Origin of the sequence: Nocardioides sp. GY 10127 (assembly GCF_004919085.1) — a bacterium.
Classification (GTDB): domain Bacteria; phylum Actinomycetota; class Actinomycetes; order Propionibacteriales; family Nocardioidaceae; genus Nocardioides.
Genome location: NZ_STGL01000005.1, coordinates 428,280 through 441,791 on the forward strand (window position 1 = coordinate 428,280; position 13,512 = coordinate 441,791).

The following is a 13,512-nucleotide window of genomic DNA, read 5'->3' on the forward strand; positions in this document are numbered from 1 at the left end:
AAGACCCCCGGCGCCCCGGGTGTCGCGAGCGCAAGGAGACCGCCGTGGCCCCACGCCCGCCCGGACGGTCCGTGGTGGAGGAGATGCCGCGTGGACCGGTCGCGCCGGTCGTCCCGACCGGTGGCCTGGGGGTGCGCTGCTCGGGCGTCGTCCACCTCTACCGCACCTTCGAGGGCCACGACGTGGTCGCGCTCTCCGGGGTCGACCTGGTGATCCGCCCCGGTGAGCGGGTCGCGTTCCTCGGCCCCTCCGGATCGGGGAAGTCCACGCTGCTCACCCTGCTCGGCGGCATCCAGAAGCCCAGCGCGGGCCGGATCTTCCTGGGCGACCACGAGATCTCCCGGATGCCCGAGCCGGAGCTGGCGGCGCTGCGCTCCCGCCGCGTCAGCACGATGCTCCAGGGCGCCACCCGCAACCTGCTGCCCTACGCCACCGCCCGCCAGAACGTCGCGTTCGCCCGGCTCGCGCTCACGAGGGCCGAGCGGCGCGAGGCGGTGCCGGAGCGCGACCTGCTCGCGCGCGTGGGTCTGGACGGCGTGGCCGACCAGGTCGTCACGACCCTCTCCGGCGGCCAGCGCCAGCGCCTCGCCCTCGCCTGTGCGGTGGCCTGCGGGCCCCAGCTGCTGCTCGCCGACGAGCCGACCAGCCAGCTCTCGCACGCCGACCGGGACGCCGTCGTCGCCCTCCTGCACGACCTCGGCGACGAGCTCGGGACCACCGTCGTGGTGGTCACCCACGCCCCCGAGGTCGCCGAGACCTTCCCCCGCACGGTCACCATGAAGGGCGGCCGAGTGGGCTCCGAGGGCCACGCCGGCGCCGAGTACGTGGTGGTCGGGGCCGAGGGCGTCGTCCACCTCCCCACGCACCTGGCCGAGGAGTGGCCGGCCGGGACGCTGGTGCGGATCGAGCCCGAGGACGTCGACCGGCTCGTCGTGTCGCGGGGTGCGGCCCGGCCCGCGGGTGACCCGGCCGCGGGTGACCCGGCCGCGCTAGGCGTCGCGGCGGCCGAGCCGGACGGGGTGGACCGGTGACGGCCGACCTGGTGCTCACCGACGTCACCCACGAGGCCGGCGGCCGGACGCTGCTCGCCGACGTGGCCGTGACCTTCCCCGCCGGCTCGATGACCGCGCTGTCGGGGCCGAGCGGGTCGGGGAAGACCACGCTCCTGTCCATCGCCGGCGGGCTGGTGCGTCCCACCGTCGGCGCGGCCGCGCACGGGGAGGAGCCCACCTGGACCGGCTCGGGCGACCCGCGCCCCGACGTGGCCTTCGTGCTCCAGGTCTACGGGCTGGTGCCGGTGCTCTCCGCTGCGGAGAACGTCTCCGTGGCCCTGCGCGCCCGCGGCCTCGCGCCCGCCGAGGCGGACGAACGGGCGCTGGCCGCCCTCGGCCGCTTCGGCATCGCCGACCTCGGCGCGCGCCAGGTCGAGGAGCTCTCCGGCGGCCAGATGCAGCGCGTCGCGCTCGCCCGCGGCCTCGCCGTCGGCGCCGCCGTGCTGCTCGCCGACGAGCCGACCAGCGAGCTGGACGAGACCAACCGCGCCCACGTCCTCGCCGAGCTGCGGGCCGAGGCCGACCGCGGCGCCGTCGTGGTCGTCGCCACGCACGACCCCGCCGTCGTCGCCGCCTGCGACCACCACGTCTCCCTCGACGACGGGCGCGTGGTGCTCGACGAGCGGGGCGGGTCTCGAGGCTCGGCCGTGGACGGCCTCGCACCTCGACCACCGGAGGCGCCGGAGGCACCTCGACCGGCGGTGGCGGCCCGACCTGCGGAGGCACCTCGACCGGCGGAGGCGGCCGTGGACGGGTCTCGAGGCTCGGCCGTGGACGGCCTCGCACCTCGACCACCGGAGGCACCTCGACCACCGGAGGCACCTCGACCACCGGAGCCGGTGGCACCGGACCCGCGGGCGGACGACGGGGAGGACCCGCACGCGGCGTTCCGCCGACCCCCGGGCGCCCCGTGACCCGGACCCTGCGCGGCGCGTGGTCGCGCCGCTCCACGCTCCTGCCCCTGCTCGCGCTCACCGTGGTCGTCGTGGCCGGCGTGGTCGCCGTCCTGGGGCTGGCGGGTGCCGCGGGGACGTCCCGCGCGCTGGCCCTGCCGCTCCTCGTGCTGGGCGCGGTCGCGCTGCCCACGACCGGCGCCGAGCTCGCGCGCGCCCGCCGCGGCGAGATCGCCCTGGCCCGCCTGCGCGGCCTCGAGGGGGCGCCGCTGCTCGTGCTCCTGGCGGCCGAGCCCCTGCTCGTCCTGGCGCTCGGCGGTCTGGTGGGCGCGGGGGCCGGCCTCGGCGTCGCGGCCGCCGCGACCCGGGCCTGGGTGGGCCTCCCCGCCACCGCCGTCGCCTCCTCCGGCGTGCTCGCCGGGTCCCTGGTGGCGGCGGTCGGGGTCCTGCTGGCCGGCCTCGTCGCGGTGGCCGTGGGCATGGTCGCCGCCCTCCGGGAGCCGCTGACCGACCAGGTCGGGGGTCGGCCCCGTCGCCGCGCCGCGGGCCTGGCGGCGCTGTTCGGGCAGGTGCTCGTCGTCGTCGCGGCCGTCGTGGCCTGCTACCGGGCGAGCCTGCTGGACACCGCGGACCCCGGCGCCGACGTCCACCCCGACCTGCTCGTCCTCGCCGGTTCGGCCCTGGTCGGGCTGGCCGTGGGCGGCCTGGCGCTGGCGCTGGGTCGGCTGTCGGCGTCCCTGCTGGTGCGCCGCGGCACGGCGGACCTCGCCTCCTTCGTGGCCGTCCGGCGCGTGGCGCGCACGGCGGACGCGGCGGCGGCCGTGCGCGTGCTGATCGCCGCCGCCGTGGTCGCCGGGCTGGCGCTCACCGCGGCCGACGAGGTGGACGCCTGGGCCGACGACACCTCCCGGCTCGAGGCCGGCGGGCCGGTGAGCATCGCGCCCACCGACCCCAGCGCCACCGACCTCACCGCCGCCGGGCTCCTCTCCCTCACCCAGCGCCTCGACGACTCCGGGCGGTACCTGATGGCGGCGGTCGTCGTCCCGGGCGCCGGCTCGGCGCTCGAGCGGCGGGTCTACTGGGACGCCTCCCGGGCCCAGGCCGTGCTCGGCGACTTCTACGCGAGCACCCCCGCGGCCGGGGTCGAGGCCGCCTCGGGCAGCGGGCTGCCGATGCTGTCGCCCGCCTCGGTCTTCGCGGGCGTCTCCGACACCGCGGCCGTGGCCTCCGGCACCTTCCTCAACGTCACCGTGGGCGGGGTCGGCGCGCGCAGCCGCGGCCGCCTCCTGCCCTCGGTGCGGGTGACGCTGCGCTCGGGCACCGGGCGACGGGTGGTCCGCACGTTCGACCTGACCGACCCGAGCCGGACGGGCCGCGCGCTCACCGGGACGGCGATGGTGCCGTGCGGCCCCGGCTGCAGCCTGGAGCAGGTGGTGCTCGCGAACCGGTCCGGGGCCGCGCACCTCCCGTGGCTGCTGCGCTCGGTCGGCCTCGGCGGTATCGAGCTCCTGGACCAGCCGTTCGGCGCGGCCGCCACGAGCGTCGACTTCGAGCGGGGCGGCATCCTGCGCCGCCCGGGCCACACGGGGGACGAGGCGGCGGACGGCACCGTCCCCGCGACGCCGGTCGTCACGGCGGACGGGCTCCTGGTGCCGGCCGGCAGCGGCGTCCTCGTGGCCGAGCCGACCCTCTCGCTGCCCGTGCCGGTCCTCGCCACGGACTCGGTCCTCGCCGAGGCGGCCGAGGCGGCGGCGGACGACAGCACGGACGCGGGCACCGACGAGGGCACCGAGCTCACCGCGGAGTCCCCGGGCGGCGACGACCTCGCCGCCACGGTCGTCGGCACGGCGTCCGCCCTGCCCCTCGTCGGCGCCGACGGCGTCCTCCTGGACCTCCCCACCAGCCTGGTGGGCGCCTCGCCCACCGTGCCCGCCGCCGAGCTGCGCGTGCTGGCCGCCGCCGACACCCCGCCGCGCCTCCTGGCGAAGGTGGAGCGGGCGCTCGGCGGGCGGGCGCGCACGCTGGCCCAGGTCCGCGAGGACGTCGTGGTGGCGACCGGCGCGATGCAGGCCCGCGTGTTCCTCCTGCTGGCCGGGTTCTGCCTCGCGGCGGCCCTGCTGGTGCTGGCGACGGCCGTGGCGCGGGAGCGCCGGGCCTGGGTGCACGACGTCGCGGCGCTGCGCTCGGCGGGGGTGCCGCTGGGCGTGCTGCGCGGCAGCGCCGTGCGCGAGGCCGCGTGGCTCGTGGTGCTCGCCGTCGGCGGTGCGGTGCTGGGCACGGCGCTCGGCGCGTGGGTGCTGCTGCCCGCCCTGCGCCTGGTGGCGGTGCCCGAGCACGGCCTGGCCCTGGCGACCAGCCCCGCGTCCGGACCCCTGGCGCTGCTGGCGGTCGTCGTCGCCGTGGTGGTGGCGCTGGTGGTGCTCGTCGGCCGGTCGGTCGGCGCGGCCGGGACGCGCCCCGGCGTCCTGCGCGAGGAGGGCCGATGAGCGGCCGCCGGCGGTCCGAGGGGAGGCTGTCCGAGGGGTGGGCACCCGAGGGCTGGGGGACGCTGGTCCGCGGCCTCCGCTCGCGGGCGCTGCTCTCCGGCGGCACGGTGCTCCTCGTCGTCCTCGCGGTCGCCTCCGCCGTCCTCGGGCCGGCCTTCGCCTCGCAGGTCGGCGCCTCGTTCCTGGTCCGCACCCTGGCCGAGGCCCCGCCCTCGCTCACGGGCGTGTCCTGGTCCTTCAGCCCGCGGGGGGACGCGGCCACCGACCCGGCCCTCGCCCAGGAGTCGGCCGCCTCGGCCGCCGCCGCCGTCATCGCCGGGGCCGGCGACGGCGCCGCCGTCATCGAGGACGGCGCCTACGGCGAGCCGACGACCACCCTCCTCAGCGACACCCTCTCCGCCCTCAACGCCCAGGTGGACCTGCTGGCCGCCACGGACGCGTGCGCGCACCTGACGATCCGGGGCCGGTGCCCGGGCGGCCCCGACGAGGTGCTGCTCCTCGCGCGGGACGCCGCGATGACGGGCCTGCACCGCGGCGACACGATCGACATCGACTCCTACGGCACCGTCACCGTGGTCGGCACCTACGCGGCCCCGGGCGCCGACGAGGAGGACTTCTGGTTCGACACCTCCCGCTTCTCCAGCGCCCCGCCCTCGGACAAGCCGACGCCCAAGCCCTACCGGCCGGCGCCCTTCGTCACGGTGCCCGCGGCCTTCGAGCAGCTCACCGTGGCGGGCCTGGGCTGGTCGGTGCTGGTCGACTCGCGGCTCGACCCGCCCGCGGACCTCACCGTCGACGACCTGCCGGCCCTCCTGGCCGTCGCGTCGGCCGGAGGCCGGGACACCGAGGGCGGCGCGCCGTCGTCAGGGGCCGACGCCGGCACCGTCACGCCCGAGGGCACCCTCACGCTCGCCGGGATCAACGACCTCACCACGGTGACGCAGGACGTCGTGGCCCAGCAGGGCACGGCGGCCGCCTCGCTCGCCCCCGCCGTGCTGTCGCTCGTCCTCGTCGCCCTCGCCCTCCTGCTGCGCCTGCTGGGCGCCGCGGCCGACCTGCGCACCCCCGAGATCGCGCTGGCGACGCTGCGGGGGCTGCCCCGTCGCCGGCTCTGGGCCCTCGGCCTGGGCGAGCCGCTCGTGCTGCTCGCGGTCGCGGCGCCGCTGGGGGCGGTGCTCGGCGTGCTGGCCACGGTGGTGCTGGACCGGGCCTGGCTGGTGCCGGGGCTCCCGCTGCGGGTCCCGCTCGCGTCGGTCCTCTCGGCGCTCGCCGTGAGCCTCGGCGCCTTGCTCGTCGCCGCCGTGTCCCTCCTGCTCGTGCTGCGCAGCCGCCTCGACCAGCAGCTGGCCGGGGTCCGCCGTCCGGGGCCGGGTCGGCGCGTCGCACTGGTGGCCCAGCTCGCCCTGCTGGCCGCCGCGGTCGCGGTGACGCTCGGGCGACTCACCGCCGCCGACAGCGACCCCGACCTCACCGACCTCGTGCTGCCGGTCCTGCTCGCGGCGGTGGCGGGCCTCGCGGCCACGCAGCTCACCCAGCGGCTCGCGCGCCTGCTCACCCGGCGGCGCCGCGGCAGCGGAGCCCTTGGCCGCCGCTCGGGGCGGCGCCTCCTGGCCGGCTGGGTCGCCGTGCGCACGCTCAGCCGGCGGCGCGAGGGGACGCTCGTCGTCCTGCCCCTCACGGCGGCGATCGCGATCAGCGTCTTCGCCGCCGGCGTGCACGACAGCGCGGCCGACTGGCGCGCCAGCGTGGCGGCCACCCGCGCCCCCGCGGACGAGGTGTGGAGCTCCCAGCTCGGGCTGGAGCGGACGGTGGCCCTGACCCACCGGCTGGACCCGGACGGTCAGTGGCTCATGGCCGCGGGCACGGTCTCCACGACCGACGGCAGCTTCGTCGCGATGGACACGGCCCGACTGGCCCGCGTCGGGCTGTGGCCGTCCAGCTGGACGCCCGGCACCAGCACCGCGGACGTGGCGGCGGCGCTGGAGACCCCCGGCACCGTCCCCGAGGTGACGGGCCGGACGCTGACGATGACCGTCACCGACGCCGTCACCACGGGGGACGACTCACCGCTGGTGCTGCGGCTCGACCTCTCCTCGGACGCCGGGGTCGTCCGGGCCGCCTACTCCGAGCCCCTGCGGGCGGGGCGCCACACCGTGCGCCTGGCCCTCACCGGCTGCGGTGCCGGGTGCCGACTCGAGGGCCTCACCGTGGGCACGACGGCGGCCCTGCAGACCCCCATGGCCGGCTCGCTCACGATCGAGGACCTGCAGGTGGACGGCGCGGGCGTGGGCGGCTGGCTCGGCGACGCCCGGTGGGCGGTGAGCCCCGACGCCTCGAGCCCGGAGGCGGTGCGCTCGCTGGGGGTGGCCGCCGGCGACGACGGCGCCCTGGAGGTCGGGATCGACACCGACGGCGAGCCCGCGATCGTCCAGCTCTCCACGGGCGGCGTGGGCTCCGCGGTGCCGGCGGTCTCCGGCGTGGACGCGCCGGCCGAGCCGGACGCGGCCACGGTCCGCTCCCACGGCGGGATCGTCTCCCGCACGGTGCTCACCGCGGCCTCGCTGCCGCTGAGCGGCCCGGTGGGTCGGCTGGTCGACATCGAGACGCTGACGCTCGACCGGGTGCTCTACGACCAGGGCAACGAGGTCGTCGTCCTGGCGCGGGCCGACACCCCGGACGACGTCCGGGCCGGGCTGCTCCAGGCCGGCGTCACCGAGGACACCACGTACGCGCAGGTCAAGGCCGGTCTCGACGCCACCCCGTACGCCCTGGCGCTGCGCCTCTACGCGATCGTCGCCGCGCTGGTGCTGCTGATGGCGCTGGCGGCGCTGGCCGTGTCCACGGCCGTGCAGCTGCCCGCGCGACGCCGGGACGCCGCCGGGCTGCGGGTCGTGGGCGTGCCCCGGGCCACCGTGGCCCGCGCGGTGCTCGTCGAGCTCGGCGTGGTGCTGGGCGGGACGGCCGTGGCCGGGCTGCTGGCCGGCACGGCCGCCCAGGTCGTCGTCCTGCGCACCCTCACGCTGGGCTACGTGGACGCGATCTCCACCCCGGCCCTCACCAGCGGCGTCGGCGTGCTGCGACTGCTGGTGCTGGCCGGGGCAGCCACGGTGGTCCTCGGCGGGTTCGCGGTGGTGAGCGCGGTGCTCACCGTGCGCGGCGCCCGGGGCGCGACCCTCCGCGAGGACGGACGCTGAGCCCCGGACCCGGTGCTGAGCTCAGCCCCGGTGCTGAGCGGCGGCCCGGGCGCCTCAGCGCAGGACCCAGCCACCCGCGGGCAGGTCGAGCGCGGCCTGCGGGCCCCAGGAGCCCTTCGCGTACGGCTGGACCTCGGGCCGGTCGTCGAGCAGCGGCTGGACGACCTGCCAGATGCGGTCGACCTCGTCGGAGCGGGTGAACAGCGTCTGGTCGCCGCGCAGGACGTCGAGCAGCAGCCGCTCGTAGGCCTCCAGCGGCGCCTCGTCGTGCTCCTGCTCGCCCATGTCGAGGGTCATGTAGGAGCGGCCCAGGGTCATGTCGGGGCCGGGGTTCTTCGTCTGGAGCGCGACCCGCATCCGCGGGTGGTCCGAGAGGTCGAACTGGATCTCGTTGCAGGCGGCGCGGCCGGCGAAGATCTCGGTGTCCGGGGTGCGGAAGCTGAGGGTGATGACCCGGGCGCCGCGCTTCATGGCCTTGCCGGTGCGCAGGTAGAACGGGACGCCGCGCCAGCGGTCGTTGTCGACGAACGCCTCGATCGCCACGAACGTCTCGACCTGGCTGTCCTCGTCCACGCCCTTCTCGTCGCGGTAGCCCTCGAACTGGCCGAAGACGGTGCGGGCGGGGTCGAGGGGGCGCATCGCCTGGAACACGGCGGACTTGGCGTCGCGCAGGGTGACGGCGTCGAACTCCTTGGGGTCCTCCAGCGCCACGAAGCCGAGCAGCTGGGTGAGGTGCGTGGAGATCATGTCGCGCAGGGCGCCGGTGCCCTCGTAGAAGGCGGCGCGGCCCTCGAGGCCGAGCTCCTCGGGCACGTCGATCTGCACCGAGGAGACGGTGTGCCGGTCCCACGACGGCTCGAACAGGCCGTTGGCGAAGCGGACGGCGAGCAGGTTCTGCACCGCCTCCTTGCCGAGGAAGTGGTCGATGCGGAACACCTGCTCCTCGTCGACGACGTCCTTGAGGGCGGCGTCGAGCTCGCGGGAGGAGTCCAGGTCCAGCCCGAACGGCTTCTCGATGACGAGGCGGCCGCGCTCGGTGATCTTCTCCCGGCCCAGCATCGCGATCATCGGCTGCATGGCGGCGGGCGGGATCGAGAGGTACACGAGGCGGCGCACGTCCTGCGGGTCGGAGGACATCTCCCCCTCCGCGGCGCGGACGGCGGCGGCGAGGTCGGAGCCGTCGTCGGAGTCGGACGTCTGGAAGCTGACGCGGCCGAGCAGGTCGTCCAGCACCGCGGTGTCGAGGTCGTCCACCGTCTTCGTGAGCTTCTCGCGCAGCTGGTCGCGGAACTCCTCGTCGGAGCCGGGGGAGTGCCGGCCGCTGCCGATCACGACGTACTCCTCGGGCAGCCGGCCGGCGGCGGCCAGGTGGTAGAGGCCCGGGAAGAGCTTGCGGGCCGCCAGGTCCCCGGTGGCTCCGAAGAGCACGAGGACGTGGGGGGCGAGGGCGTCGCCGGTGGGCTTCTGGGTCTCGGTCATGGTGCCGTCTCCTGCTGCGGGTGTCGGGGGAGCGCGACCCGCGCAGCGGGACCCCTGGCCCCGGGCACGCGCGTCGCCCACCGTCCAAGCGAACCTCGCGGCGGCCGTGTTCCCACCACCCCAGTGGGGTGCGGCACCTTTCCCGTGGGTGTGACCCCGGTCGCGACAAAACCGGGTGAGGTGTCCCCAAAACGCCTCTGAACTGTCATATTGCTGTGCATGAGCATGAGCAACGACAGTGCAGCCGAGGCCATCGGGGCCTATTTCGGGGGCAATGTCTTCTCCGAGGAGCCGACCTGGAGCACGGTGCTGCTCGAGAAGGCCGCCGAGGTCTACGACAGCGTCGACGAGCTCCTGTCGGCCCTCGACCTGATGAACCTGCGGGCCGAGACGGCGCCGCAGGACGTCCCCGCTGACCCGGCCCAGGCCGCCTTGCCGGGCGTCCAGCAGCCCGCCCAGCAGGCCGCCGAGCCCGCGCCCGACGCCACCCAGCAGTGGACCCCCCAACCCTGGGGCGACCACCAGGGCTGAGCCCCGACCCTCACCCGACCACCACCCGGGACCTGGGCCTCGGAGGCTCCAGGGCCGGCCGCGCGTGCGGCCGGCTCAGCAGTAGTTGCGGACGTTCTTCTTGCCCAGCAGCCGGTCCGCGAGCAGGTCGCACCACGAGCCGGACGAGCTGCCGCCGTTCACCTCGCCGTCGGACTCACCGGGGTGCTTCACCCACAGGCGGCCGTCGAACGCGTGCCGGAACACCAGCTTCGGCGGGGCGCCGATCCGCGCCCACGTCGGGTTGATGACGTCGCCGTCCACGGGGTTCTTCGCGCCGTTGCGCGAGGTGTCGATGATGTAGTGCACGTTCCGCACGCCGAGCTTGCGCAGGCGCCGGATCAGGTAGCGGGCGTACTTCTTCTCGTCGGAGGTCCGGCGGAAGTTCGACACGTTGGTGGAGAAGCCGCGGGCGTACTGGATGCCGGCGCGCTTGAGGATGCGGGCGCGGTTGGCGTACGGCGTCCAGTTGGAGTGCCCGGCGTCCAGGTAGACCCACGCGCCGGCCCGGGAGAGCTTCTTGGTGGCGTAGCGCAGGAGGGACGGCCAGGGGCGGGTGCCCTCGCACGTGTTCTGCCCGTAGAACGGGATGGCGTCCGGCTCGAGCACGAGCATGGCCTTGGAGCCCTTCAGGCCCTTCGCCAGGTGGTTGATCCACCGCTTGTACGACCGCTTGCCGCTGGCGCCGCCGGAGGACCAGCCGCCGCAGTCACGGTTGGGCAGCGAGTACACGACGAGCAGCGGCGTCTTGTCGGCCCGCTTCGCGCGGCGGACGTACCGGCGCGCGATGCTCGCGATCGTGGACGTCGAGTAGTAGTCGTGGGAGAGCCACAGCGACTGCGCCTGGCTCGCGATCGCGCGGTACCGCTTGCCCTGCGAGGCGACGGGCATCGTCTTGTCGACGAACAGGCCGAGCCGTCGGCGGGCGTCCTTGCGCGCGCTGGTGCCCGCGGTCGACGACGTGGCGAGGGTGAGGTCGCTCGTCAGCCCCGTGAGCCCCGTCAGAGAGGTCAGGGCGGTCAGGGCGCTGGAGGTCTGCGCGGTCGTGGCGGTGGGGGTCTGCGCGCCGGCGGACGCTGCCGGCAGGAGGCCGAGCAGGAGCGCGCCGGCCGTCAGGACAGCCAGGGCGAGGGACGTCGTCCGGTGCGAGGGCCCCATCCGTCGAGCGCGCCGGGGAAGGGGAGGCACGCCACAAGGCTACGGTCGACCACCCGTCCTGTCCCTCATTCGCGCAACTCCGGGGCCCCGGCGGGCGCGGGGTGGCCGGCGCCGCGGCGCGCGGGTGGCCCGCGTCAGGAACCGGCTGTCACCTGCGACGACAGCGCTTCGGGCGGCGCCGTCGGCACCGGCTGGTCGTCCTCGCGCGGGCCGAAGACGCAGAGCCCGTCGAGGGTGGCCGCGTCCAGCGCCCCGCCGCACCAGGCGGCCATCTGGGAGCGCGAGCGGCGGGAGAACGCGCCCCGGAACAGCTCGTACTCGTCGAGCTCCAGCAGCTCGTCGTCGCCGGGTGCACCCGCCCCGTAGCGGGCCGCGCCCACCTGGAAGCGGCGGGGCACGCCGCTGAGCAGCGCCGGCGCGACGGCGTGGGTGACGGCCGCCCAGAGGCCGCTCGCCGGGCGCCCGAGGCCGAGGGCCTCGTGCAGGTCGGCGGTGTGGACGGCGAGGTCCCACACGGACGCCGGGCGCGGGCTGTCGCCCAGCTGCTCGCGCACGCTCACGCCGTGGGCGGCGAGCTCGGCCAGCAGGGCGCGGACGCCGTCCTCGCGCCGCTCCTCGACGTGGCGGTGCGTCCACCCCGGGCCGGGGGCGCCGTCCAGGCGGCCGGTGACGTGGTCGGCGGCCCCACCGGCGAGGTGGGCCAGCACGTCGTGGACGTCCCACTCCGGCGTCGCCGGGACGGGGGCGTCCGCGTGCGCCTCGAGGGTCGGCGCCAGCTCCTCCAGGGCCTGCACCAGGGCGAGGTGCAGCGCCTGCCAGTCGGTCATGGGGTCCCCTTCCGTCCGGGAGCCGGTGCCGGCACGTCGGTGCCGGGAGGCCGGTGCCAGGAGCGTAGTACGCCTCGGCGCGTCGCTGGTGCCCCTAGCCTGGCGGGGTGACCCGTCCATCCCGTCCCCGCGCCCAGCGGTTCGAGGGGGCCATCGCGGGCGTCGGCACCACCTCGGGCGTGCGGCTGGTCGTCGGGCGCTGGCACACCTCGCCGCTCGGGTCCTTCGCCGACGTCATGGTGGCGACGGCGAGCGGGCACCGGCTCCTGCTCGCGCCCAGCGACGAGGTCGCGTCCTTCGTCGGCGCCACGTACCACTTCGACGAGGTGCGGGTGGAGCCGTGCGAGGCGCGGCTCTCGACCGCCGGCTGGCGCGTGCGCTCGGACTCGCTGGACCTCGACTTGGCCGTCGGCGGCCGGACCCTGCTGGGCACCGCCCTGCGGGCGGTCCCGCCGCGGCTGGCCGGGAGCCCGGCGTGGAGCACGCTCACCGACCCCGTGGCCCGGGTCGTGCTGCGCGGGGTCCGCACCCGGGGGTCGGCCGGGTCCGGCCGGCGGGAGTACTACGGCGCGCTCGACCACCACGCCGTCCTCGCGGTGTCGGCGAGCCTCGACGGCGTCGACCTCGGCGGGCTCGCGCCGGTCTCGCCGCCGCCGGACTTCGGCTTCTCCTCGACCCCGGCCCGCCCGTCCGTGACCACGGTGGTCTCCACCGTCGTCCTGCCCCGCTGAGCGCCCGGGGGCACCGGCCGACCGGCGCCGGCTGAGGCTGTGTCAGGTCAGGTCAGGTCGGCGGCCCGGTTGACCCAGTTCGAGGTCACGCGCATCCCCACCTTCTCGTAGAGGCCGAGGGCGCCGGTGCGGGAGTCGGTGGAGAGGGTGCACACGGACGCCCCGTGCGCCCGGCCCTGAGCGAAGGCGTCCACGAGCAGCGCCTGGGCGAGCCCGCGGCCGCGCTGGTCGGCGCGGGTGGCGAGCCGGGCCACGTAGGCCTCGGTGCGCTCGCCGTCCTCCGTCGGCGTGGTGACGAGCTGGAGGAGGGCCAGGGCCAGCACCTCGCCGTCCCCGACGACGACCCGCAGCTGCCAGGGCTCGAAGCCGGGGCGCCGGACGGTGCGGGCGGCCCAGTCCTCGAAGCCGTCCCGCTCCCGCTGCGACCACTCCAGGAACGCGTCCTCGTTGAGGACCCAGCAGGCCTCGTGCTCCTCCGGGCGCGCGGCGCGCACCTCGAGGCCGGCGGGCAGCCCCCGCTCCGGCACCTCGGCGCCCTCGGGCAGGGCGAGCACCCACGACTGCCAGCGCACCCGCCACCCGAGCGAGGAGAGCAGGGCGTCGGCGGGCGAGCCCTCCAGCGCGGGGGAGCCGACCACCCGCTCCCCGCGCGAGCGGGCGAGGTCCGTGCACCAGCCGGCCAGGAACGTCCCGATCCCCCGCCGCCGGTGGTCGGGGTGGACGGCGACCTCCGCCCGGTCCCCGTGCACCTCGGCGTAGGCGACGAGCGTCCCGTCGTCGTCGCGCACGCCCACGGTGCTGGCGGCGAGGTCGAAGGACGGCCGCTGCCAGTCCCCGACGATGTCGGACTCCTCGATCATCACCTCACCCGTGTCGTGCCGCTCCTGGGCCGCGATGACGGCGGTGACCGCGGCGGCGTCGCCGGGGACGAGCGGGCCGGTGCGGTAGCCGGCGGGCGGGACGGACGGGTCGCGGGGCGTGCTCACCCGCGGAGTCTGACGCGAGGGGCCGCGCGTGGCCAGCGAGTTCCGTGGCTGAGCCGCGCGGGGGGACCGAGGACCGACGTCACAGGTGTCGGGGAACGCCTCAAGCGGCCGGGGGCGCCGCCGACGTGAACTGTCGAACCCCGCACGACCCCCGTAC

10 protein-coding genes are annotated in these 13,512 nt (G+C 76.7%); 6 read left to right on the forward strand and 4 right to left on the reverse strand.

Features of this window, described 5'->3' with window-relative positions; genetic code table 11:
* Positions 1–44 precede the first annotated feature (44 nt).
* Genes E8D37_RS09200 through E8D37_RS09215 form a run of 4 tightly spaced genes read left to right on the forward strand, consistent with a single transcriptional unit; the run spans position 45 to position 7,625 of the window.
* Complete coding sequence (locus E8D37_RS09200) at positions 45–1,031, forward strand: ATP-binding cassette domain-containing protein (protein WP_240770303.1); 987 nt, start codon at positions 45–47, stop codon at positions 1,029–1,031.
* Positions 1,028–1,966, forward strand: a complete 939-nt coding sequence (locus E8D37_RS20080; RefSeq protein ID WP_240770304.1) for an ATP-binding cassette domain-containing protein — start codon at positions 1,028–1,030, stop codon at positions 1,964–1,966. The genes E8D37_RS09200 and E8D37_RS20080 overlap by 4 nt, the downstream gene beginning before the upstream one ends.
* Complete coding sequence (locus tag E8D37_RS09210) at positions 1,963–4,431, forward strand: hypothetical protein (RefSeq protein WP_136569445.1); 2,469 nt, start codon at positions 1,963–1,965, stop codon at positions 4,429–4,431. The genes E8D37_RS20080 and E8D37_RS09210 overlap by 4 nt, the downstream gene beginning before the upstream one ends.
* Positions 4,428–7,625: an FtsX-like permease family protein gene (locus E8D37_RS09215; protein WP_136569446.1), complete on the forward strand. Its 3,198-nt coding sequence runs from the start codon at positions 4,428–4,430 to the stop codon at positions 7,623–7,625. The genes E8D37_RS09210 and E8D37_RS09215 overlap by 4 nt, the downstream gene beginning before the upstream one ends.
* Positions 7,626–7,679: 54 nt before the next feature.
* Here the strand turns inward: E8D37_RS09215 and zwf are convergent, their stop codons facing one another.
* Positions 7,680–9,104, reverse strand: a complete 1,425-nt coding sequence (zwf, locus tag E8D37_RS09220; protein WP_136569447.1) for a glucose-6-phosphate dehydrogenase — start codon at positions 9,102–9,104, stop codon at positions 7,680–7,682.
* 219 nt (positions 9,105–9,323) lie between these two features.
* Between zwf and E8D37_RS09225 the strand changes: the two genes are divergently transcribed.
* Positions 9,324–9,635: a hypothetical protein gene (locus tag E8D37_RS09225; protein ID WP_136569448.1), complete on the forward strand. Its 312-nt coding sequence runs from the start codon at positions 9,324–9,326 to the stop codon at positions 9,633–9,635.
* A 75-nt stretch (positions 9,636–9,710) separates the two neighbouring features.
* Here the strand turns inward: E8D37_RS09225 and E8D37_RS09230 are convergent, their stop codons facing one another.
* Together E8D37_RS09230 and E8D37_RS09235 are read right to left on the reverse strand one after the other, a co-directional pair.
* Positions 9,711–10,841 carry a glycoside hydrolase family 6 protein gene (locus tag E8D37_RS09230; RefSeq protein WP_136569449.1) on the reverse strand — a complete coding sequence of 377 codons (1,131 nt, stop codon included), beginning with the start codon at positions 10,839–10,841 and terminating at the stop codon, positions 9,711–9,713.
* 104 nt (positions 10,842–10,945) lie between these two features.
* The gene (locus E8D37_RS09235) at positions 10,946–11,638 is read right to left on the reverse strand and encodes a maleylpyruvate isomerase N-terminal domain-containing protein (RefSeq protein ID WP_136569450.1); all 693 of its coding nucleotides are present in this window, start codon (positions 11,636–11,638) and stop codon (positions 10,946–10,948) included.
* A 107-nt stretch (positions 11,639–11,745) separates the two neighbouring features.
* On the opposite strand from E8D37_RS09235, the gene E8D37_RS09240 reads away from it, so the two are divergent.
* Complete coding sequence (locus E8D37_RS09240; RefSeq protein ID WP_136569451.1) at positions 11,746–12,369, forward strand: hypothetical protein; 624 nt, start codon at positions 11,746–11,748, stop codon at positions 12,367–12,369.
* A gap of 47 nt (positions 12,370–12,416) precedes the next feature.
* On the opposite strand, the gene E8D37_RS09245 is transcribed toward E8D37_RS09240, so the two are convergent.
* Positions 12,417–13,355, reverse strand: a complete 939-nt coding sequence (locus E8D37_RS09245; RefSeq protein ID WP_240770305.1) for a GNAT family N-acetyltransferase — start codon at positions 13,353–13,355, stop codon at positions 12,417–12,419.
* Positions 13,356–13,512 lie beyond the last annotated feature (157 nt).